The sequence below is a fragment of the Pseudarthrobacter sp. NamE5 genome, from assembly GCF_005796225.1.
In the GTDB taxonomy this organism is placed as follows: domain Bacteria; phylum Actinomycetota; class Actinomycetes; order Actinomycetales; family Micrococcaceae; genus Arthrobacter.
Genome location: NZ_VAHO01000002.1, coordinates 281808 through 300243 on the forward strand (window position 1 = coordinate 281808; position 18436 = coordinate 300243).

Consider the following 18436-nt stretch of genomic DNA (forward strand, 5'->3'; position numbering starts at 1 on the left):
AAGATGGCAGGTACGGAGGGAGACTCCCGAAATGTGGACTAGTTCGTGACCTCGGGATCGTCCTTGACGTTGGTCCCGGCGATGGCGTCCCGCGCGGCACGCCGGAGTTTCTTATCCGAAACCTGCCGCTCCCCCACGGCCCCGGGCGTCCACGCGTTGACGTCGCTTTCGTTGAAGTCCGTTTTGGACGGGCGGCGCTTTACGGAAATGCCGATAACGCCGTCGGCCAGCCGCCGCGTGACCAGCAGGAACCCGGTGTGCGCCACCATCCGGTGGTCCGGCCGGACTGCAAGTCCCTCAAGGTGCCAGCCGCGGACCAGCGATTCCCAGGCGTCGGGCTCTGTGAAGCGGCCGTCGGCCCGGATTGCTTCCGCAGTGCGGGAGAGCTGGGTGACAGTGGCAACGTAATTGATCCAGACGCCGCCGGGTGCCAGGACAGTGGCCACGGCGTCAAGGCATTCCCAGGGCGCGAGCATGTCCAGGACCACCCGGTCCACGGAGCCTGGCGCCTCCGTGCGGACAACTTCTTCCTGGAAGTCGCCCAACGTGATCTGCCAGGCGGGGTGCGGTCCGCCGAAGATGGTTTCAACGTTGCCGCGCGCAATGTCGGCGAACTCCTCACGGCGTTCAAAGGAGTGCAGGTACCCGTCGTCGCCCACTGCCCGGAGCAGGGAGATGGACAGGGCGCCCGAGCCTACGCCTGCTTCCACCACCCGTGCACCCGGGAAGATGTCTGCCATCGTGACGATCTGGCCGGCGTCCTTGGGATAAACCACGGCTGCGCCGCGCGGCATGGAGAGTACAAAGTCGGAGAGGAGGGGACGCAGGGTCTGGTACTGCTGGCCAACGTTGTTCACCACCACCGAGCCATCCACCTTGCCGATGATGTCGTCGTGGTTCAGGAAGCCCCGGTGCGTATGGAAGGCACCGCCGCTTTCGAGAGTGATGGTGTTCATACGGCCGCGCTCGTCGGTCAGCTGGACACGTTCGCCTTCCCGGAAGGGGCCACGGCGGCGCGCCGCGCCCACCGGCTGCGAGCCGCCGGCGGCAGCACCGGTGGGACCGGCTGCTGTGGCTTCGTTGACGGCAGTTTCGCTGCTCATGACTTTCCTCGCTCCTGTAAAACTGTGGCGCCCGAATGTCCTGTTATGAACATTGTGGCTTCTGCGGCGGCAATGCACGGCCGGCAGGTAACTCTACCGGTTTTGGCCTTGCCGGCGTGTATCGGGCCGCCGGGGTTTGCCGGTGATGGCGGCCAGCACGGCGTCCTGGGAGAGCAGGCCGGTCACCTTGCCGTTGTGGTCCACCACTGCGTAGTAACGCCCTTCGAGCTGCGACAGGAACTGAATTAACTCCTGCCCCTTCGACCATTCGGGGACATACGCGCCAGGCGCCAACGCGTAGGAAACCGCCGTGATGGGTGTCGAGGCCGCGGCGTGAGCAGGGACCGAGGCCAAGGCTGCGGCATCCACAACCGCTTCGGGGCGCCCGTTCGGCCCGCAAACCACCAGGGAAACAGCACCGCCATGCCGAAGGGCGTCCTCCACTGTCGCGGTAGCAGGAAGCCCGGTGGCCGGCGTCGAAAGCCCTGCTGCGCTGACAAGGTGGAGCCGCCCCCGGAGGGTGCCTTGCTGGATGGATGCGGAAGCACCCATCCACAGGAAGCTGCCCACCAGAACTGTAATCAGCAGGAGGCTGAAATCCGGGGAGTCCCCGGCCAGCAAGGGCCTGAGGATGAACCAGTAGCAGATGGCGACGACGATGACCCGGCCGCCCCAGCCTGCAGCTATGGTTCCCTTTGCCTGGCTGCCCGTGGCCTTCCAGACCACGGACTCAACCAGGCGCCCGCCGTCAAGCGGAAGCCCCGGGAGTACGTTGAAGACCGCAATCAGGAAGTTCGCCCACATGAAGATGTTGGTGAGGATTTCCGCCACGCTGCCCATGCTTACCGAGCTGAGCACCAACCAGGCGCCTCCTGCCAGCGCAAAGTTGGCTGCCGGGCCGGCGAATGCCACCACAACCGACCGTCCCGGTGACGCCGTGAAGCTCTCGAATTGGGTATGTCCGCCCCACAGGTTGAGCACGATCTTCTGCGTGGGCCAGCCATAGATCTTGGCCGTCAGGGCATGGGCGAGCTCGTGGACCAGGACGGAAATGAGGAGCAGGATGGCGTAGGCGAAGGCCACGATGTAAGCGCTGATGCCGAGGGCCGGGTTCTGCCGGCCGAGGACCGGTCCGTACACAATGACGGTGAAGGCGGCGATGATGAACCAGGAATAGGCAAGAACCACCGGAACGCCGGCGATCCTTCCCAGGGGAATGCCTTCACGCCGGAGAGGGGCGCTGGTTTCACTCACCGGCGATCCCGAAAGCCTGCACCGGCGAACCGGTGGTGCTGCCGAATGCATTGCCGGCCAGGACCAGGGCCTCGAGATCAGTGACGGAGCGGCCGGACAGGGAATCCCAAAGCGTGTAGCGGTGATCCTCGGGCAGCGGCACGATATGCGGAATGGCTACGGTCGCCACGCCGGACGCCACAGCTGCAGCCACACCCGGAGCAGAATCCTCCAGCGCTACGCAGTGGTGGAGGGCCAGGTCCGGGTCGGCGGCCTGCAGCCATTCGACTGCCGTCAGATACGCCTCCGGGTGGGGCTTTCCCCGGGCCACCGTGTCCCCGGTTACCAGAACCTCAAAGTATGGCCGTGGGAGGCTCTCCACCACCTGCCGGGCCAGCGGGCCCTCCGACATGGTGACCAGGGCGCACCGCACGCCCGCAAGGTGAAGCTCTTCCAGGAGCTCGCGGGCACCCGGCCGCCACGGCACCTGGCGCTGTACGCTTGCCACCACGGCCGCGGTGAGCGTGTCGATGATCTGCCGGACTTCCAGGTCCACGCCCGCCTGCTGCAGGAGCCCGGCGGAAAAAGTCAGCGACTGGCCCACCAGCTGCATGGCCTGCTCATGGGACCAGGTCCCGCCGTGGGCCTCCACCAGCGCACGTTCCGCCGCAATCCAGTAGGGCTCCGTGTCAACGATCGTCCCGTCCATGTCCCAGAGGACGGCTTTGAGCGGGGAACTGTCGGCTGGCAATCGCATGGCTTCAGTCTACGGGGACGGCCTGGGCACCCGCTGTGGGCTACGCCCTTGGCGAATATCGGCGCCCGACCTGCTCCGTGCCCTGCCCCCGGAGGATTTCCGGCGCTTCATTCAATGCATGACGGCGCTCCTTGGACGTAGGGTGAAGAAATGAATAGCTTCGAGGGAGACACCACCGATCCGGGTGCCGGACCCGAACGGGAGCGGTTCCTGCAGCCTGTGGCTGACGGACAGCGCGTGACAGTGATGCTTGCCGCCTTTGAAGGCTGGAACGACGCCGGGGAAGCGGCCAGCGACTCTTTGCGGTACCTGAACAAACTGTGGGGCGGCAAGAAGGTGGCGTCCATTGACGCTGACGAGTACTACGACTTCCAGTTCACCCGCCCCACCGTCCGCCGGAACGCTGCCGGGGAACGGAAGATCAAGTGGCCCTCAACGCGGATCTACAAGGCCAGCGCACCCAACTCGAATGTCGACGTCATCTTCGTGCAGGGCACTGAGCCGTCCTACAAGTGGCGGGCCTACACGGCTGAACTGCTGGTGCACGCCGAAGCCCTGAACGTCGATTACGTAATCCTGGTGGGCGCGCTGCTGGCGGACGTACCGCACAGCAGGCCGATTCCGGTCAGCACTTCTTCGGACGACGCACCGCTGCGCGAACGCATGAACCTGGAAGCGTCGCAGTATGAGGGCCCGGTTGGAATTGTGGGTGTGCTGTCCGAGGTGGCACTGCTGGCGGGAATCCCCACCGTCTCCCTCTGGGCTGCCGTTCCGCACTATGTCGCGCAGGCGCCGTCGCCGAAAGCCCAGCTTGCGCTCCTGCACCGGATCGAGGAACTCCTGCAGGTCCCGCTGGACACCCATGAGCTTGCGGAGGAAGCGGACGCCTGGGAGCGGGGCGTGGACGAGCTGGCGACCGAGGACCCCGAGATTGCCGCCTACGTCCGGCAGCTTGAGGAAGCGAAGGACACGGCAGATCTTCCCGAGGCCACCGGTGAGTCGATTGCCCGGGAATTTGAGCGTTACCTCAAGCGCCGGGGCCAGGACCGGCCCTGACCGCTCATTTAGAGAACCACGCCCAGCAGGGCGTCCACCGCGTCCCTGACCAGGCCCTGGTCTGCCGGACTTGCCGGACCGCCGTCGGGGTTTACCTGCTCCGCCCAGCGGGAAACGGCGGCGACGGCGGCGGGCGCGTTCAGGTCCGCTGCCAGTGCTGCCCGCATCTCTGCAAGCAGGGGGACGGCTGACCCTTCCGGAGCATGCTCCAGGGCCCGGCGCCACGTTGCCAGCGTTGCCTTCGCAGCCTCGAACGCGTCATCTGTCCAGGACCAGTCCGAGCGGTAGTGGTGGGCAAGGATGCCAAGCCGGATGGCTGCAGGGTCCTCCCCTGCCGCACGGAGTTTTGAGACCAGCACCAGGTTGCCTTTGGACTTGCTCATCTTCTCGCCGTCCAGGCCCACCATGCCCGCGTGGGCGTAGTGCTTGGCCAGCGGAACTCCGGCCAGCGAGTACGCGTGCCCTGCACCCATTTCATGGTGCGGGAAGATCAGGTCCGAACCTCCGCCCTGCACGGTGAAGGGCGACGGCAGGTACTTCTGGGCAATGACGGTGCACTCGATGTGCCATCCCGGCCGGCCTGCTCCCAGGCTGCCGCCGGGCCAGCTTGGCTCCCCGTCGCGCTCCACCCGCCACAGCAGCGGGTCCAGGGCCTGCCGCTTCCCGGCCCGGCCAGGGTCGCCGCCGCGTTCAGCGAAAAGCTCAAGCATGTCGCTTTCTGGAAGCCCTGATATGCATCCAAGCGACCACACATCCGGCGCGACGGACTGCTTGCCGGCCGCTTCGACGTCGTAATAGACATCCCCGTCCGGCTCGCCGTTGCTGCCCCGGACCCTGTAAGCCAGCCCAAGGCTGACGAGCCGCTCAACCTCGGGAACTATCAGATTGATGGACTCCACCGCTCCCACATAGTGGTCCGGCGGCAGGACATTGAGGGCTTCCATGTCCGTCTGGAAGAGCTCGATCTGGCCCGCTGCCAGGTCCCTCCAGTCAACGCCCGTAGCGGTGGCGCGTTCCAGCAGCGGGTCGTCCACGTCGGTGACGTTCTGAACGTAGGCAACTTCGTGGCCGGCGTCCCGCCAGGCCCTGTTGAGGAGGTCGAAGGCGACGTAGCTGGAGGCGTGGCCCATGTGGGTGGCGTCGTACGGCGTGATGCCGCAGACATACATGGACGGGTGGCTCTCGTTCCCCAGGACAACCTCGCGGCGCGCCGCCGTATCGAACAAGCTGATCGGAGGCATGCTCCCGGGCAGGGCGGGAACAGGGCGGGAAGTCCAGGATTTCACACACCAAGCCTAGTGCTAGGCGCTGATGACACCGAAACCGAGGAGCAGGTACAGGGCGAGGCCCAGGAAAATCCGGTACCAGACGAACAAGCGGTAGCTGCGGGTGGAAACGAACTTCAGGAACCAGCCGATAATGACGTACCCCACCACGAAGGCAATGGCAGTGGCCAGGGCCGTCTCCGGCAATCCGTAGGGGCCGGTGATGCCTTCGTTGGTGACGGTCTTGTAGAGCTGGTAGAGCCCGCTGCCAAACACAGCCGGGATGGCGAGCAGGAAGGAGTAGCGGGCCGCGGCCTCGCGGGTGTAACCCATCAGGAGGCCGGCAGTGATGGTGCCGCCGGAGCGCGAAACGCCGGGGATGAGGGCCATGGCCTGTGCAAGGCCGAACAGGATGCCGTGCTTGTAGGTCAGCCGGCTCAGGTCCCGTTCCTGCCTGCCCACTGCATCCGCCACGGCGAGGAACAGCCCGAACACGATCAGCATGGTTGCCACAAGCCACATGCTGCGCAGCACAGACTCGATCTGATCCTGGAACAGCAGGCCCAGGACCACAATCGGGAGGCTGCCCAGGATGACAAGCCAGCCCATCCGGACGTCCGGATGCTGGCGTGACACTTTCCCGGCGAGGGACCCGAACCAGGCTTTGACGATGCGGACAATATCCCGCCAAAAAAACACCAGGACCGCGGTCTCGGTGCCCAGCTGGGTGATGGCGGTGAAAGCGGCTCCAGGGTCTGCGGCGTTCGGCAGGAACTGCCCCACAATCCGCAAGTGTGCACTTGATGAAATCGGTAGAAATTCGGTCAGTCCCTGCACTAGGCCCAGCAGGGCCGCTTCAAACCAGTTCACGCTAAGACCCTACGGCATGGGCAGTGCCTGTTCTGGCCGTAAGCTTGCTGCTATGCAGCAGCGTTACGTCGGCAACAGTGGATTGCGTGTGTCCGCCCTTTCCCTCGGTACCCGGGGCTGGGCCGGCGAAACCGACGAACAGGACGCATCGGAACTCCTGCGCACTTTCCTGGATGCGGGCGGAAAGCATCTTGATACCGCCGCATCCTACTCGGACGGACAGTCCGAGGCGATGATCGGTTCGCTGTTGGGCGATGTGGTGGCCCGGACCGAAGTTTCCATCTCCACAAAGGCAGGCATGACGACGCCCGATGGGCGGCGCGGCGTCGATACCTCGCGTAACGCGATGCTCACCGGGCTGGAAGCCAGCCTTGCCAGGCTGGGGACCGATTACATCGACCTTTGGTTCGCGGAGACCTGGGACGGGAACGTGCCGCTGGAGGAGACGTTGTCAGCCCTTGAGTATGCTGTCCGGACAGGACGGGCACGGTACGCCGGCGTGTCCAACTTCACAGGGTGGCAGACGGCGAAGGCGGCCGCCACAGCGGGCTTCCCCCTCGTGGCGGCGCAGGCAGAGTATTCCTTCCTGCAGCGGAAGGCGGAAGCGGAGCTCATCCCCGCCGTGGAGGATGCCGGACTGGGCCTCATGGCCTGGGCACCGCTGGGCCGTGGTGTTCTGACCGGCAAGTACCGCGGCACCGTTCCGTCCGGGTCAAGGGCAGCGACCGCGTCTGAAGCCGGCTACGTCGAGCCTTATCTTGAGGAAAAACCGTCCAGGACGGTGGAGGCCGTATGCATGGCTGCCAAAGGCCTGGGACGGACCCCACAGGACGTTTCGCTCAGCTGGCTCCTGTCCCAGGTTGGGGTGGCCACCGCGATCGTGGGAGCGCGGACGCCGGCGCAGCTCAAGGAACTGCTGGATGCCCAGCTCACACCACTGCCGCCCGAAATAGCCCGTGCGCTCGAGGATGTGTCAGGAGCTTAGGGGCTCCCGGCCCGATAGGTCCTATTCCTCGACGATCTCCAGGTCCTCGTCGTCCACGGCGCTCTCTTCGTCCTCTTCATCCTCGTCGTCGAAGACCTGCAGCGGGGTTACCTCGTTGTAGGCCTCGTAGAGGGCGTCCTCGTAAACTTCGAAGGCGTCTGCCACTGCAAAAAAAGCTGCCTCCACGGAGGGGTCACCATCTCCGCGGCGGTTGGATGCTGCTATAAGGTGTTCTTCCAAAGCGGTGGTCAGGGACTGAAGCGCGACACGCGGATCGATGCTCATGACTTCACGTTAGCCGGAAAAGGACGAAAATGGAGAGCAATGAAGGAACAATTTCTCACCAGCTCAGTCCAGCGGGAACGGGACTATTTGAGGCAGTACGAGTACCTCGTACTGACGGTGAGCCCCGACGATTCACTGCATGAGGCACGCCGGCGACTGGTGGAACACTCCGAGTATGGGAAGTGGGAGCTGGAACGCAGCAAGCTATACGTGGGTGGAGGCCGGCGCTTTTGGCTCCGCCGCCGGGTGCTGCAGGTTCAGCGGACCGTCTGAAAGCACTGTCCCGCGGACTGTTCAATCCGCCAAGGGTCCCAGCCACGCGTTGGCCACTGTGTTGTGGGCTGATTCGTCATCTGACGGGTGGAACATTCCCGCCAGGACATCCCGGTACAGACGTTCCAGCTCGGAGCCCCGGAAGTAGCTCGATCCCCCGCTGACCCGGATGGCAAGATCCACCACGCGGCGGGCGGTTTCGGTGGCGTTAACCTTGAGGCCGACGAGTTTCGGGAACCACTGCGGGCCATGGTCCACCAGGGAGTCGACGTCGGATGCGACGGATCCCAGCTGGGGGTACAGGTTGTCCATGGCCATGGCGGCGTCGGCGACTTTCCAGCGGATGTCCGGGTCCTGCGCATAGCTGCGTCCGCCGTTCTTGAAGGAAGTGCGGCGCTTGACAGTCTCGACACCCACAGCCAGGGCGCGCTCCCCCAGACCGGTGTAAACGGCTGCCAGCAGGGTCTCGAAGCAGGCGAAAATTGCGAAAATCAGCGGGTCGCGGTTCGGCCCCACAGGAAGTTTCCGGAAGATCCTTTCCGCCGGGACACACGCGCCTTCCAGGACTGTTGTGCCGGACTGGCTGGCGCGCATGCCCAGGGTGTCCCAGTCGTCAAGGGTGCGGTAGCCGGCTGTATCCCGGGTGATGAAGCCGTGGACCAGTTCGCCGCCGCCGTCCCTGGCGTGCGGGTCCTTGCCGAAGATCCCCAGCCTGGTCCAGGCCGGGGAGAGGCTGGTGAAGATTTTCGTTCCCGTGAAGGAGTAGCCGCCGTCGGGCATCGGCTCGGCGGTGGTTCGGGAATCGAACAGCACGGAGTCGTTTCCAGCTTCTGAGTTGCCGAAGGCAAAAATTTCGCCCGCTGCCGCCTCCTTCAGGACAAAGTCCAGTGAGGCGTCCCCGCGCGACTTAAGGACCTGCGCGACGCCGGTCCACACCAAATGCATGTTCACGGCCAGTGCGGTGGCCGGGGCGGCCGTTGCGAGCCTTCGCTGGCACTGCGCCGCCGCTTCGAGGCCAAAGCCGAGTCCGCCGTCGTCCGCTGGCACAAAAAGCTTCAGATAACCGGCCTCAACGAGCTCTGACAGGTCCTCGTGGAAGAACGCGTTGTCCCGGTCGTAGCTGGCGGCGCGGCCGCGGAACCGTTCCAGGAGGATATCCGGCAACAACTCTTCGGGCGTCACGTTGCTGGCCTGTCAGTAGTTGGTCAGCAGGGTGTTCAGGACCCGGGCACCAAACTTGAGGGAGTCCGCCGGGACCCGCTCGTCAACCCCGTGGAACATGCCCGTGAAGTCCAGCTCGTCCGGCAGCATGAGGGGCGCGAATCCGTAGCCGGTGATTCCGAGCCTGCTGAGAGACTTGTTGTCCGTCCCGCCCGAGAGCGTGTACGGCAGCACCTTTGCGCCCGGGTCCTCCTTGTGCAGGGCATCGATCATGGAGTCCACCAGGTTGCCGGCGAACGGGACCTCCAGCGAGACGTCATTGTGGACGTAACTGACCTCTACACCGCTGCCGGCCAGTTCGCGGACGATTTCCAGGACCTGCTGTTCCTGGCCCGGCAGGGTGCGGCAGTCAACCAGGGCTTCGGCGGACTCGGGAATCACGTTGTGCTTGTAGCCGCCCTTGAGGAGCGTGGGGTTGGTGGTGTTCTGCAAGGTGGCACCGACGAACCGTGCCACAGTGCCGAGCTGGTTGAGCAGGAGGTCCGGATTGTCGGCGTCGAACTCCACGCCGGTGAGTTCGGTCACTCCGTCCAGGAACTGCCGGGTGGTGGGGGTGAGCTCGATGGGCCATTTGTATTCGCCGATGCGCGTGACGGCCGCGGCGAGGCGGGTGACGGCGTTGTCCTTGTTGATCTGGGAGCCGTGGCCGGCCCTTCCGTGAGCCACAAGACGGAGCCAGGAGATGCCCTTCTCCGCAGTCTGCAGCAGGTAGGTCCGCTGCCCGCCGATGGTGGCCGAAAAGCCACCAACCTCGGAAATGGCCTCAGTGGCGCCCTCGAAGAGTTCGGGGCGGTTGTCCACGGCGTAGCGGGCTCCGAGGGCACCGCCGGCCTCCTCGTCAGCGAAGAACGCGAAGATAATGTCCCGCTTGGGCTTCTTGCCGGAGCGGGCAAAGCTGCGCAGGACGGAGAGGATCATGGCATCCATGTCCTTCATGTCGACGGCGCCGCGGCCCCAGATGAGCCCATCCTTGAGTTCGGCTCCAAAGGGGTCCACAGACCATTGGTCGCGAAGGGCGGGGACGACGTCCAGGTGTCCGTGCACGACGAGGGCGCTGGCGGAGGGGTCCCCGCCCGCCATGCGCGTGACGACGTTGGCGCGGCCTGGAGCGGATTCAAAGATTTCTGCTTCCAGTCCCACTTCCTCGATCAGCCCGGCCGCATATTCGGCCGCCGCGCGCTCTCCCGGGCCGGAACCGTCGCCGTAGTTGGAGGTGTCGATGCGGATAAGTTCCTGGCAGATCCGGACAACTTCATCCTCAGGCAGGACGTCAGGCATTAAGGGCTCCTCAGTGGAAATGGCCGGTTGGCACGCGCTCAATCGATGCCCTCAGCCTACCCACTTGGCCCGATTCGTTGTTCCCGGAAAGTTCGTGTTAGAGTTTTTCTCGCTGCTTCGGAGAGGCGCGAAACGCCGGAAGGTGTGAACGTCTCCCGAAATACCACCTGCGCGGGTGGCGGAATGGCAGACGCGCTAGCTTGAGGTGCTAGTCCTCGAAAGGGGGTGGGGGTTCAAGTCCCCCTCCGCGCACAAAGAAAGCCCCGGGAAACCGGGGCTTTTTTGTGCTTTAATCCACGTGAGCTGGGTTCCTAATCACGCCGAAATGAATGTGCGGCCCCCCGTCCTCCACCACGGCCAACTGGCCGCCACCGGTTACATCGTGGACGAAGCACCCAACTGGATGACGTGCCGGAGATCCTGCGGCCGGGAATCACCGTGGCGGGAACTCCACTGCCTCGAAGACCTGGACCTGGACTTCGACCTCGACGAGTGATCGGCTGGTTCTGTCAATTTGCTTGCCCGGCCAGCGGTGTTCAGTGCCGCCATTTTGCGGATCCTCCGCATGAGAAGATTTAGTGCATCTCGCCGGGAGTGCGACAAAAATGAGACTTGATGCTGAACTACCTTCACGAGCGGCACAAAGCTCTTGACGCTACTCCCGGCCGACGCATCTACAACTATCTCTCGGGTCTCCTGGTCCTTGCAGCCATGGCAGCGGTTTCGCCGGCATCGCCCCGATCTTGGCTGCCTGGGCGGTCCTGGTCGCATCCTGCCTTCGGTTGCGGCAGCTGCAATGGATGTCGATGGACGCATCCACCGGGCGGTGAACGTCTACCATTTCAATGGTGGCCCGTGTGCAGAACTGGTCGCCCTTGGGGTTGCAGCGACCGCAGGCGCGAGCAGCTTTTAACTATTGCCGCAGCCGGTGATGGAGGGCAGGGTCTTATCCCTCCGTGTGGCCGTTGCCGGCAGGTGCTGCTTGATCACCATCCTGACATTCTCGTCGCTGTGCCCTCAGAGTCCGGTCCGGTTGTTCGTCCTGTTCGCAACCTTTTGCCCGATACCTACTTTTTTCCGGACGCCCAGGGACGCCGCATCGTCCACTTTAACAAGCGGTACCACGACGCCGTAATGTCGGGTGAGAAGACCACGACGGTCCGATGGGATGACCCAATTGCAGTGGGAACTGCAACGTTCGTTTTCGAGGGTCATCCAAATTTTGCTCATGTTGAGGGCGAGGTCCTCTCTACCGAGCCATTACGGCTGCAGGATCTCGACGCCGAGCACGCAGCCGGCCTCAAAAACCACTATCCAACGATGCCCGGTGATGCTGAGGTTTCGCGCGTGACGTTCCGCATCCGCTCGAGCTGATCGGTGAAGATGCATAGGGGCTTGCTCCGAATCGCCTCGAATCCCTAGGGATTCGAGGCGACACGGCTTTTCAAACACATCGCCTTAGTTCTTGAGCAAGGTTCCGCTGCCCATGACGGGATCTCCCAACGGCATTGGCATGGAGCTCGTTCCGTGCGGCCACTCATTTCGCCGCCCAGAGCAGTTCACGTATGAGTCGATGCAACACTTGGCGGTCAACTTCGGGATGGGTATCCGCCCAGGTAGCAAGGGCGTTGGAGTAGTTGCCCAGAGGTCCGCCTGGATCGGGTACACGCTGCGCTTCGGCGTGTAGTGCGTGAATGGTGGGCAAAAACGACTGACCTCGCTCGGTGCCGAAATTCGCTAAGAATAAATCTTCTGGTGTGGGCATCTCACCAGGTCGGTGTGGCGGTTGTTTTTTGCACTGTTCCCAGGCATCTCGGTAAGCCGCCAGCGCTGCGCTGAGTTCTTCATCAATCATCCGTTGTGGCCTATCGGTGGTCGATGATCAGTTTGTCGAGGATATGTCTGTTCATTTCCATCGAGTCGATATCGGGATGGTTGGCCGCCGCCCATGCGTACAATGCAGCACTGTAATTGGTGAGCGGTCCGCCGGGGTCCGGCACGGCGCGATCCGCTTCGGCACGCAGCTTATTGATGGCTGCCCGCGCCTGCGCGGGGAGCGCCGGTTCTTCGCCCTGCCTCACGGCGGGAGGCGACATGTACCTTCTCCAGGCATCGCTGGAGCGTTTCAGCACCGCATTCAGTTCCTGGTCGTCCATGGATCAATTATTAGGGCAGGAGGATGCAAGAAGGGCCGGAGGCTATAGCGTCGTTTTTGGGACGCTCCAGTCGGCAAGGGCCGGTTTTCGAAGCCATCCCGTTAGCCGGTCCTTTCCCGGCCGCTGGCACTGTCGCAGACAAGCTGCTTCGAAACCCTAGGGTTTCGAAGCGCAGAGGTTACGAGCCACGTTAGTGCTTCTTAGACCCAGTATTTTCTGAAACTAACCGTCGTAGCCGAAATGCCAGCGGGTGAGCAGTTCGTCATTGAGCATGACTCTTACCTGCTCCTGGGGGTACTTGAACCCGTTGTAGTCCCTGCCGAATACCAAAAGTGCCTCAGCGGCAATGCGCCGCCACCTGCGTGCTTCCTCATCGTTGCCAAAAGCATAATCCGGGACGTCCCTGTCACCTTTAAGATAAATGCTGGTACCGAACGACACGATCTCTGACGCGAAATACCAATCCCCTGTTTTCGGGTCTGTTCCATCCCACTCCGCTGTATGGAACGGAACGGTCATGTCACCATGCGTCAACACGAAAGCCTTACCAGGAGCCCGGCCCGTCAGGTTTTTCAGCTGCACAACGATGTCGCGCTCCGCGTCAACCGCCCGCCGATCCGGCGAATACCATGGCTCACCCTCAGGAATGAAAATAGAAAACACGACTCCCCCTCAACGCTCACGCGACGTTACCCGCATCCAAAACGACACGCACCACACATCATGCCGCACCCCAAACCGTCAACCACACCTCACAGAGCCACAGGATTAGCTTCGGCTCAACCAAGTGGGCAGCTTCGGTATGCATTGGGCCAGAACGTGTCCAACGTCTCATATCCCTTGGGAAACGAGACGTCTCGCCGGCTCTGCCCGGCAGGATCCTGATTCCTTTGAAATCTCACGGCTTTCTCTTCATCCGGCGATTCTCATAACTATGTCTCGAAACCTTCTGCTTGAATCGGAGTAGGAATCGTTAGTTATGAGACACAGGAGGCCTCCGTGTCGAAACTTATTGGCTATGCACGAGTTTCGACGCGGCAGCAGTCCACGGACCGGCAACGGGCGGACCTGCTCGCCACCGGCGTTCGACCCGATGACCTCTACGTCGACCAGGGCGTCTCCGGAGCGCGCTCGTCGCGACCCCAATTTGATAAGGCACTCGACGCGCTCATGGAGGGTGACACCCTCGTCATCACGACGTTGGACCGCCTCGGGCGATCCCCAAAACATGCTTGCCTTCGCCGACGAACTCCGAAGCAGGGGCGCCGGCCGGCGCGTCCTGAACTTAGGCGGAGGCGACGCCGACACAGCAACGCCGATGGGCTCTATGTTGTTCACGATCATGGCCGCCCTGGCGCAAATGGAACACGGAATAAAGCGCGAACGCGTCACCGACTTCATTAACAAGCGACGAGAGTCTGATCTGAACCTTGGGGGCCGACCCCGCAGGGTCACTGATAGCCAGATTCAGAACGCGGTCCGACTGGTCAAAAGTGGAGAGCCAGCGGCCCAGGTTTCCAGGGACCTGGAATGTCCCGGGCAACCTTCTACAGACGATCACGAGTCCTCACAGACCAATAGGGAACCATTCAGCACCGCCACGCCGACGACCAAATGGTGGTTTGTGCAGGCGGGTACGGAAACCAAATGTCCATACCCGCCTGCACAACCCACGTACTTTCAGGGCAGGATGCGCAGACGACTTCGGAAAATGACAGAAGGCAGGGCTCAGAAAATTTGGACGAGCGGGCTCCTCCCATCTTGGTAAAGTATCCATAGATGAGACAGTGCGCGTCCCCTACAAAACTTTCCAGCCCGGATGCTGGCGCTGTGAAGCGCAGCGATGAATGGCGGCCTTTTCGCAGCGCTAAATGTCGCCCCTAGCGTCCATTTGCCGATGCGTTCACGCACCCAAAAATGTCGTCTCTATAATTGCCCTATGAGCACTAAGCCGCGCACCGTCGAAGCCGCTCGGACTGAGATCCTTTCCGCGATTGCCGAGGTCCGCGCAGCCGCTCGGTTGGGCCGGGATGAGCAGCGGGCCCATACCGCTGACTGGCTCGACGGGTTGTTCGCCGACGTCTCTGATCGGCGTGGTCTGCGCGAGGCCTCGGCCCAGGGCCTTACCCTGTATCGCGGCGGGATGGGCTCATTCAGGGACGTGGGTTATGCAGCTGCAGGACACGCCGTTGACCGTCTGTATGCTGCCCTGCGGCGCGGCCGGTCCTGGTTTCTGCGCAACTCCTGACCAACACATTCTGGCCTGCGGAGGCCTATCCCTGCCAGCCGCGGCACCGTCACAGACAAGTTGCCTCGAAACCCTAGCGTTTTGAGGCGTGTGGGTGTGTAGCGTTTAGGGCACCTTCACCGGGCATTTTTGCGGGCAGGGTATACGGGACACCCTGAACATCGGCTTCGCGTGTGACTTTCGACGATAGATGGCGGCCTTTTCACGGCGCTATTTGTCGCTTGGTGCAGCCCGGCTGTCGCCGTTATCAGCTGGTCCCGCAGGTGAAGGACCGGATTTAGCGGATAGGGGTCCCCTCATCGCAGTCAGGAAGAAACGTCGGGTGGAGAAGCCATGGAAAAATCCAGTAGCTAGTTCACATACGGGGCTTCCGGTCCCGTCCGGCGCGCAGGCACCACGGGATGTAGAAGATGCAGAACAGCCCCAAGGCCGCGATGCAGGCCCCGAGCAGGACGCTGTGAGTGTTCACGTAGCTTTGCCTGCCGAAGTATTCAGGATGCCCGTATCCGACCTCACCCGACAGCAAGGGCCCGGCCGCATCCACCAGGATGATCGCGAAGTAGGTTCCCAGACATACCACCGGAAAGATGAAAAGGACCGACCAAAGGGTCGATATAACGTGGTAGCGCCTACGGCGGGCTTTCCACGCGCCCATGCGCTCCTCGACGGGCTGCTGCAAGTTCGGCGTCGTCACTAAATTTTCGTCCCCCTATGTAACGGCTCGTGGGCTACCACCCAGCAAACTCGATTTACTTCTGGTCCAGCGTTGGAATGCCGAGCCGCGCGCAGACCTCGGCGGGTCCCGGAATGACCGCGACGGTGTTGTCCACGACGCATGCGGTCAGGAACGGTATGTAGTTTCCGGACGCCCTGATAGCGGGGTCCGGGAAAAGGGGCTCGCCGTTCTGGTCTCTAACTCCCTCTACAGTGGGCATAGCACCTGGAGTCGGGGACACGAAACCCTCGGGAATGAGGTCATCGTTGACACCTGTCTGGAGCATATTCCCCATGTCCCATACGCGGCTGCACTGGTTTATGGGGTCCGCGGTCTGTTGCATTCCAGCGTTTTTGTCGTCCGGGTTGGGGTTGCTCTTGGCGTCGAATCCAGTGATAAAGGTTCCGGTGGTTATGTATGGGTTCTTTGTCTCCCCGGGCACTCCCACAACAGGTGGCCTGGTGGTGAGGTCGGCGCGGTAATAGCAGCGGATGTCACGTTTGTCCTCCACTGGTGCCAAAGCTACGTAGACGCCGGCGGCTGTGGTTCCGGCCAATGCGAGCCCCGCAACGGTCAGCAATGCCGGTTTACGCCAGCGTGGGGCTGGTTTTGCCTTCCGGCGGGCTTCCTGTACGAGGAGGTTCTGGACACGGTTTTCCGTGTCTTTCGGATAGGTCACTTCAGACAAGTTCATGAAATTCTCGCTTCAACTATCGTCGGGTCGAGTGGTTCATCGGGCTCTAGTGTTTGGTTCATCGCCGCCAGTTTGGCGCGGGCGCGATGGAGTCTCGATTTCACTGTTCCGGTTCGGACGCCGAGGGTTTTAGCTGCTTCTTCTTGACCGATTCCATTCATCAGGCAGAGGACGACGTCCCGTTCCCCGTCACTTAGGCCGGCGGTCGTGTCCAGCAATTCGCGGACGGACCGTTCTGCATCAAGCCTCGAGGCGACCGACTCCGCGTGGTCTGCTTCAGGTTGGCCATGCCGGGGGTCCGAGAGCGGCAGCCTGGCCAGGAATTCGGCGTGCCTTCGAGATCCCCTGGCCCGGTTGCGATTCGCGTTCGTTGCCACACCTAGCAGCCACGGCAGCAAAGTGTCCTTCTCCGGCTGGAGTCTGGTCCGCTTCCGCCAGCCCTCCAAGAAGGTGACTGAAACGAGTTCCTCCGCGTCGTGCCAGGAACCGCAGCGGGACAAGCAGTACCGGAAAACTGCATCGGCGTGCCTGTCGAACAGGACCCCGAATGCGTCAGCGTTGCCTCCAATGCACTCACGCCACAGGTCTTCGTCGGTTTCCCCCATTAGCCTCATGCCTTGTAGTGTCCGCGGGAAGCCAAAAGGTTCCCGTCCCGCCAAAGTGTGCGCGAAGCCGGGCGGATAGTTCTGATCCTAGGGTTACGGTACGGGATCCTTGTTACCGGGCCCGCGTTGGGAGCCGGGGGTTAGGACTCATTGAGGAGTGCTCGTCCCGTCTTAGTAAAGGAAGGGTTTCGAGACAAATTTGCGTGTAGCGTTTAGGGCACCTTCACCGGGCATTTTTGCGGGCGAGGTATACGGGACACCCTGATCATCGGCTTCGCGAAGCCTCAGGTCAGCACCGGGTTGTCGCAGTAGAGGACCGGCTTACGGGCACATGTCGATTGCGCCTTCATCCGCCGATCAAACCACGAGGGCGAGCGGTAAGGAAGGATGTAGGAATGAGTTCACAAATGCCTGTTGCCATCCGCGCCACTGCCACATGGAAGAGGCGCCGCTGGTTAAAGAGTCGTTACCGCAGCATCCAGTATGACGTCCGATTCGCCGACGGACGCGAGGAACACGGCGTCGATCTGAACGCCGTTCTTCAGGGAGCCCGCTTCCCAGCTGATTACTCGTCCAGGCGAAAGGGCGCCGACCTGGCATGCCCAGAAGACGGCACCGGGCTATGGGTGGACTATCCCTACGGTCGTCCGCTCTAACTAGCCAAAAAAGAACCACTGCCCGGGGAAGGATCGCCCTGCGGGCGCAGCAGCAGGAAAGTAGGTCTTCCGGCCCCGTGCCTCTACCCAAGGCCCGTTTGGGCGAGGGGCTACGAGTGAATCGGGGTGGTTCTGCCGTCCGGGCGCTCGAGGACGTAGATGACCGCGGATAGGTCTGGCCAAGCGTCGAGGAGATCATCAACAGAGTCCGGATATTCCGGGTCAACGGCGTCGATGGCCAGATGGTCGATCTTGCCGTCGAAGACCTGCAACAAAACCTGGAGCGGGAGTCCGTTCGGCGCGGTGTACAGGGCGCGGACCGGGAAGACCTGGTTGTGCGGCACTGCGCGCGGCAGTTCGTCCGGAACCCTGAACTGCGCCGTCGAGGAGAATCCGTCATCCCAATAGATCTCCTGCGCAACATCCAGTTGCGCGAGTAGGGCGCCGGCGCCCGCAACGTCGGTAGCCCGCAGAATGCTTTCGGTCAGGTTGTGGACCGCCGGCCCGACAGGCTGCAACCGCTCCAGACCCGATACGGCCTCGTACTCTTCTTTCCGGGCCGCGGCACGGTCGGCCAGGAATGCGGCAAAGGTAAGGGCGGCGGAGCCCGCTGCCATCCAACGGCGCGGGTATTTCACCCCGGCTGAACGCAGCTTCTGCACCATGCGGGAATCAAGCGCATCGCCGGCGTCGGCGAAACGCAGGGCGACAGCCGTAGCCGCGAGTCCTGCCACCGCTCTGAACGGGACGAGTGTTGTGCTGTTCCGGTCCACCGTGACCGCCGTATATATCCCGGTTGCTGCAGCCGTTGCGGCGTGCAGAGCGCGGCGCGTGGTGCTGTTCAGCTTGAACGGATCAATGAGCGGCAGTGCACCCATCACAGCCGTGGCGACGAAGCCGAAGACCGGCGACGCCGGATCGGTCAACGAAGCCTGCTCCTTGGAGACCACAATTGTTCCTTTCTACGGACGGCAGCTCCAACCCCTTGACGGTTCCGCCGACTTTGACTCTACTGCTAGAGCCGAAGAGCTGGACC

At 62.7% G+C, this 18436-nt stretch carries 22 protein-coding genes, 1 tRNA gene and 1 pseudogene; 9 read left to right on the forward strand and 15 right to left on the reverse strand.

What is annotated here, in order from left to right; all coding sequences use genetic code 11:
• Positions 1-38: 38 nt before the first annotated feature.
• The 3 genes from FDW84_RS04525 to FDW84_RS04535 all read right to left on the reverse strand — a co-directional run bounded on the left by FDW84_RS04525 (position 39) and on the right by FDW84_RS04535 (position 3093).
• Positions 39-1103 (reverse strand): tRNA (adenine-N1)-methyltransferase, encoded by a 1065-nt coding sequence (locus FDW84_RS04525; protein WP_138606974.1) that lies wholly within the window; start codon positions 1101-1103, stop codon positions 39-41.
• A gap of 93 nt (positions 1104-1196) precedes the next feature.
• On the reverse strand, positions 1197-2408 hold the full coding sequence (locus FDW84_RS04530) for a site-2 protease family protein (RefSeq protein ID WP_371419127.1): 1212 nt from the start codon (positions 2406-2408) through the stop codon (positions 1197-1199).
• Positions 2350-3093: an HAD family hydrolase gene (locus tag FDW84_RS04535; RefSeq protein WP_138606978.1), complete on the reverse strand. Its 744-nt coding sequence runs from the start codon at positions 3091-3093 to the stop codon at positions 2350-2352. Before FDW84_RS04535 ends, FDW84_RS04530 begins: the two co-directional genes overlap by 59 nt.
• 150 nt (positions 3094-3243) lie before the next feature.
• Between FDW84_RS04535 and FDW84_RS04540 the strand changes: the two genes are divergently transcribed.
• On the forward strand, positions 3244-4149 hold the full coding sequence (locus tag FDW84_RS04540) for a PAC2 family protein (protein ID WP_138133717.1): 906 nt from the start codon (positions 3244-3246) through the stop codon (positions 4147-4149).
• An 8-nt stretch (positions 4150-4157) separates the two neighbouring features.
• Here FDW84_RS04540 and mshC read toward each other — a convergent pair whose 3' ends face one another.
• Complete coding sequence (mshC, locus tag FDW84_RS04545) at positions 4158-5435, reverse strand: cysteine--1-D-myo-inosityl 2-amino-2-deoxy-alpha-D-glucopyranoside ligase (RefSeq protein ID WP_138606980.1); 1278 nt, start codon at positions 5433-5435, stop codon at positions 4158-4160.
• 15 nt (positions 5436-5450) lie between these two features.
• On the reverse strand, positions 5451-6284 hold the full coding sequence (locus FDW84_RS04550; protein WP_138606982.1) for an undecaprenyl-diphosphate phosphatase: 834 nt from the start codon (positions 6282-6284) through the stop codon (positions 5451-5453).
• A gap of 52 nt (positions 6285-6336) precedes the next feature.
• On the opposite strand from FDW84_RS04550, the gene FDW84_RS04555 reads away from it, so the two are divergent.
• Positions 6337-7269: an aldo/keto reductase gene (locus tag FDW84_RS04555; protein ID WP_138606984.1), complete on the forward strand. Its 933-nt coding sequence runs from the start codon at positions 6337-6339 to the stop codon at positions 7267-7269.
• 21 nt (positions 7270-7290) lie between these two features.
• On the opposite strand, the gene FDW84_RS04560 is transcribed toward FDW84_RS04555, so the two are convergent.
• Positions 7291-7554 carry a hypothetical protein gene (locus FDW84_RS04560; protein WP_138606986.1) on the reverse strand — a complete coding sequence of 88 codons (264 nt, stop codon included), beginning with the start codon at positions 7552-7554 and terminating at the stop codon, positions 7291-7293.
• A gap of 39 nt (positions 7555-7593) precedes the next feature.
• On the opposite strand from FDW84_RS04560, the gene FDW84_RS04565 reads away from it, so the two are divergent.
• Positions 7594-7827, forward strand: coding sequence for a DUF5703 family protein (locus tag FDW84_RS04565; protein WP_009358575.1), 234 nt, complete (start codon positions 7594-7596; stop codon positions 7825-7827).
• A 21-nt stretch (positions 7828-7848) separates the two neighbouring features.
• Here FDW84_RS04565 and FDW84_RS04570 read toward each other — a convergent pair whose 3' ends face one another.
• Both FDW84_RS04570 and FDW84_RS04575 read right to left on the reverse strand, forming a co-directional pair.
• Positions 7849-9009, reverse strand: coding sequence for an acyl-CoA dehydrogenase family protein (locus FDW84_RS04570; protein ID WP_138606987.1), 1161 nt, complete (start codon positions 9007-9009; stop codon positions 7849-7851).
• 12 nt (positions 9010-9021) lie between these two features.
• A complete protein-coding gene (locus FDW84_RS04575; protein ID WP_138606989.1) occupies positions 9022-10326 on the reverse strand; it encodes a M20/M25/M40 family metallo-hydrolase in 1305 nt (434 codons plus the stop codon).
• A gap of 169 nt (positions 10327-10495) precedes the next feature.
• On the opposite strand from FDW84_RS04575, the gene FDW84_RS04580 reads away from it, so the two are divergent.
• The 3 genes from FDW84_RS04580 to FDW84_RS19470 all read left to right on the forward strand — a co-directional run bounded on the left by FDW84_RS04580 (position 10496) and on the right by FDW84_RS19470 (position 11700).
• Positions 10496-10578: transfer RNA gene (locus FDW84_RS04580), tRNA-Leu, on the forward strand.
• Positions 10579-10651: 73 nt separating this feature from the next.
• A complete protein-coding gene (locus tag FDW84_RS19220; protein WP_171046652.1) occupies positions 10652-10822 on the forward strand; it encodes a hypothetical protein in 171 nt (56 codons plus the stop codon).
• 479 nt (positions 10823-11301) lie between these two features.
• The gene (locus tag FDW84_RS19470; RefSeq protein ID WP_205754724.1) at positions 11302-11700 is read left to right on the forward strand and encodes an ASCH domain-containing protein; all 399 of its coding nucleotides are present in this window, start codon (positions 11302-11304) and stop codon (positions 11698-11700) included.
• 163 nt (positions 11701-11863) lie between these two features.
• Here FDW84_RS19470 and FDW84_RS04590 read toward each other — a convergent pair whose 3' ends face one another.
• The 3 genes from FDW84_RS04590 to FDW84_RS04600 all read right to left on the reverse strand — a co-directional run bounded on the left by FDW84_RS04590 (position 11864) and on the right by FDW84_RS04600 (position 13145).
• Entirely contained in the window at positions 11864-12181 is a 318-nt protein-coding gene (locus FDW84_RS04590; RefSeq protein ID WP_138606991.1) for a hypothetical protein, read from the reverse strand.
• Between the two features lie 10 nt (positions 12182-12191).
• Positions 12192-12482, reverse strand: coding sequence for a hypothetical protein (locus FDW84_RS04595; protein ID WP_138606993.1), 291 nt, complete (start codon positions 12480-12482; stop codon positions 12192-12194).
• A 222-nt stretch (positions 12483-12704) separates the two neighbouring features.
• Positions 12705-13145 (reverse strand): hypothetical protein, encoded by a 441-nt coding sequence (locus FDW84_RS04600; RefSeq protein ID WP_138606995.1) that lies wholly within the window; start codon positions 13143-13145, stop codon positions 12705-12707.
• A gap of 336 nt (positions 13146-13481) precedes the next feature.
• Between FDW84_RS04600 and FDW84_RS19630 the strand changes: the two are divergent.
• Together FDW84_RS19630 and FDW84_RS04610 are read left to right on the forward strand one after the other, a co-directional pair.
• Positions 13482-14063, forward strand: a pseudogene (locus FDW84_RS19630) (recombinase family protein).
• Positions 14064-14421: 358 nt separating this feature from the next.
• Positions 14422-14730 (forward strand): DUF6966 domain-containing protein, encoded by a 309-nt coding sequence (locus FDW84_RS04610; protein ID WP_138606997.1) that lies wholly within the window; start codon positions 14422-14424, stop codon positions 14728-14730.
• Between the two features lie 355 nt (positions 14731-15085).
• Here FDW84_RS04610 and FDW84_RS04615 read toward each other — a convergent pair whose 3' ends face one another.
• The 3 genes from FDW84_RS04615 to FDW84_RS04625 are packed head-to-tail and all read right to left on the reverse strand — an operon-like array spanning position 15086 to position 16744.
• Positions 15086-15424 (reverse strand): hypothetical protein, encoded by a 339-nt coding sequence (locus tag FDW84_RS04615; protein WP_138606999.1) that lies wholly within the window; start codon positions 15422-15424, stop codon positions 15086-15088.
• A gap of 55 nt (positions 15425-15479) precedes the next feature.
• Positions 15480-16133, reverse strand: a complete 654-nt coding sequence (locus FDW84_RS04620) for a hypothetical protein (RefSeq protein ID WP_138607001.1) — start codon at positions 16131-16133, stop codon at positions 15480-15482.
• A 2-nt stretch (positions 16134-16135) separates the two neighbouring features.
• Positions 16136-16744, reverse strand: coding sequence for an RNA polymerase sigma factor (locus FDW84_RS04625; RefSeq protein ID WP_171046653.1), 609 nt, complete (start codon positions 16742-16744; stop codon positions 16136-16138).
• A gap of 395 nt (positions 16745-17139) precedes the next feature.
• On the opposite strand from FDW84_RS04625, the gene FDW84_RS04630 reads away from it, so the two are divergent.
• On the forward strand, positions 17140-17400 hold the full coding sequence (locus FDW84_RS04630; RefSeq protein ID WP_138607005.1) for a hypothetical protein: 261 nt from the start codon (positions 17140-17142) through the stop codon (positions 17398-17400).
• Positions 17401-17510: 110 nt separating this feature from the next.
• On the opposite strand, the gene FDW84_RS04635 is transcribed toward FDW84_RS04630, so the two are convergent.
• The gene (locus FDW84_RS04635; RefSeq protein ID WP_138607007.1) at positions 17511-18350 is read right to left on the reverse strand and encodes a hypothetical protein; all 840 of its coding nucleotides are present in this window, start codon (positions 18348-18350) and stop codon (positions 17511-17513) included.
• Positions 18351-18436: the final 86 nt, after the last annotated feature.

What these genes read in the sequence shown, in the direction of transcription:
- FDW84_RS04525 (WP_138606974.1), bottom strand. Translation starts at nt 1,103, where the DNA reads ATGAGCAGCGAAACTGCCGTCAACGAAGCCACAGCAGCCGGTCCCACC.
- FDW84_RS04530 (WP_371419127.1), bottom strand. Translation starts at nt 2,408, where the DNA reads ATGCATTCGGCAGCACCACCGGTTCGCCGGTGCAGGCTTTCGGGATCG.
- FDW84_RS04535 (WP_138606978.1), bottom strand. Translation starts at nt 3,093, where the DNA reads ATGCGATTGCCAGCCGACAGTTCCCCGCTCAAAGCCGTCCTCTGGGAC.
- FDW84_RS04540 (WP_138133717.1), top strand. Translation starts at nt 3,244, where the DNA reads ATGAATAGCTTCGAGGGAGACACCACCGATCCGGGTGCCGGACCCGAA.
- FDW84_RS04555 (WP_138606984.1), top strand. Translation starts at nt 6,337, where the DNA reads ATGCAGCAGCGTTACGTCGGCAACAGTGGATTGCGTGTGTCCGCCCTT.
- FDW84_RS04560 (WP_138606986.1), bottom strand. Translation starts at nt 7,554, where the DNA reads ATGAGCATCGATCCGCGTGTCGCGCTTCAGTCCCTGACCACCGCTTTG.
- FDW84_RS04565 (WP_009358575.1), top strand. Translation starts at nt 7,594, where the DNA reads ATGAAGGAACAATTTCTCACCAGCTCAGTCCAGCGGGAACGGGACTAT.
- FDW84_RS04575 (WP_138606989.1), bottom strand. Translation starts at nt 10,326, where the DNA reads ATGCCTGACGTCCTGCCTGAGGATGAAGTTGTCCGGATCTGCCAGGAA.
- FDW84_RS19220 (WP_171046652.1), top strand. Translation starts at nt 10,652, where the DNA reads ATGAATGTGCGGCCCCCCGTCCTCCACCACGGCCAACTGGCCGCCACC.
- FDW84_RS04590 (WP_138606991.1), bottom strand. Translation starts at nt 12,181, where the DNA reads ATGATTGATGAAGAACTCAGCGCAGCGCTGGCGGCTTACCGAGATGCC.
- FDW84_RS04595 (WP_138606993.1), bottom strand. Translation starts at nt 12,482, where the DNA reads ATGGACGACCAGGAACTGAATGCGGTGCTGAAACGCTCCAGCGATGCC.
- FDW84_RS04610 (WP_138606997.1), top strand. Translation starts at nt 14,422, where the DNA reads ATGAGCACTAAGCCGCGCACCGTCGAAGCCGCTCGGACTGAGATCCTT.
- FDW84_RS04625 (WP_171046653.1), bottom strand. Translation starts at nt 16,744, where the DNA reads ATGGGGGAAACCGACGAAGACCTGTGGCGTGAGTGCATTGGAGGCAAC.
- FDW84_RS04630 (WP_138607005.1), top strand. Translation starts at nt 17,140, where the DNA reads ATGAGTTCACAAATGCCTGTTGCCATCCGCGCCACTGCCACATGGAAG.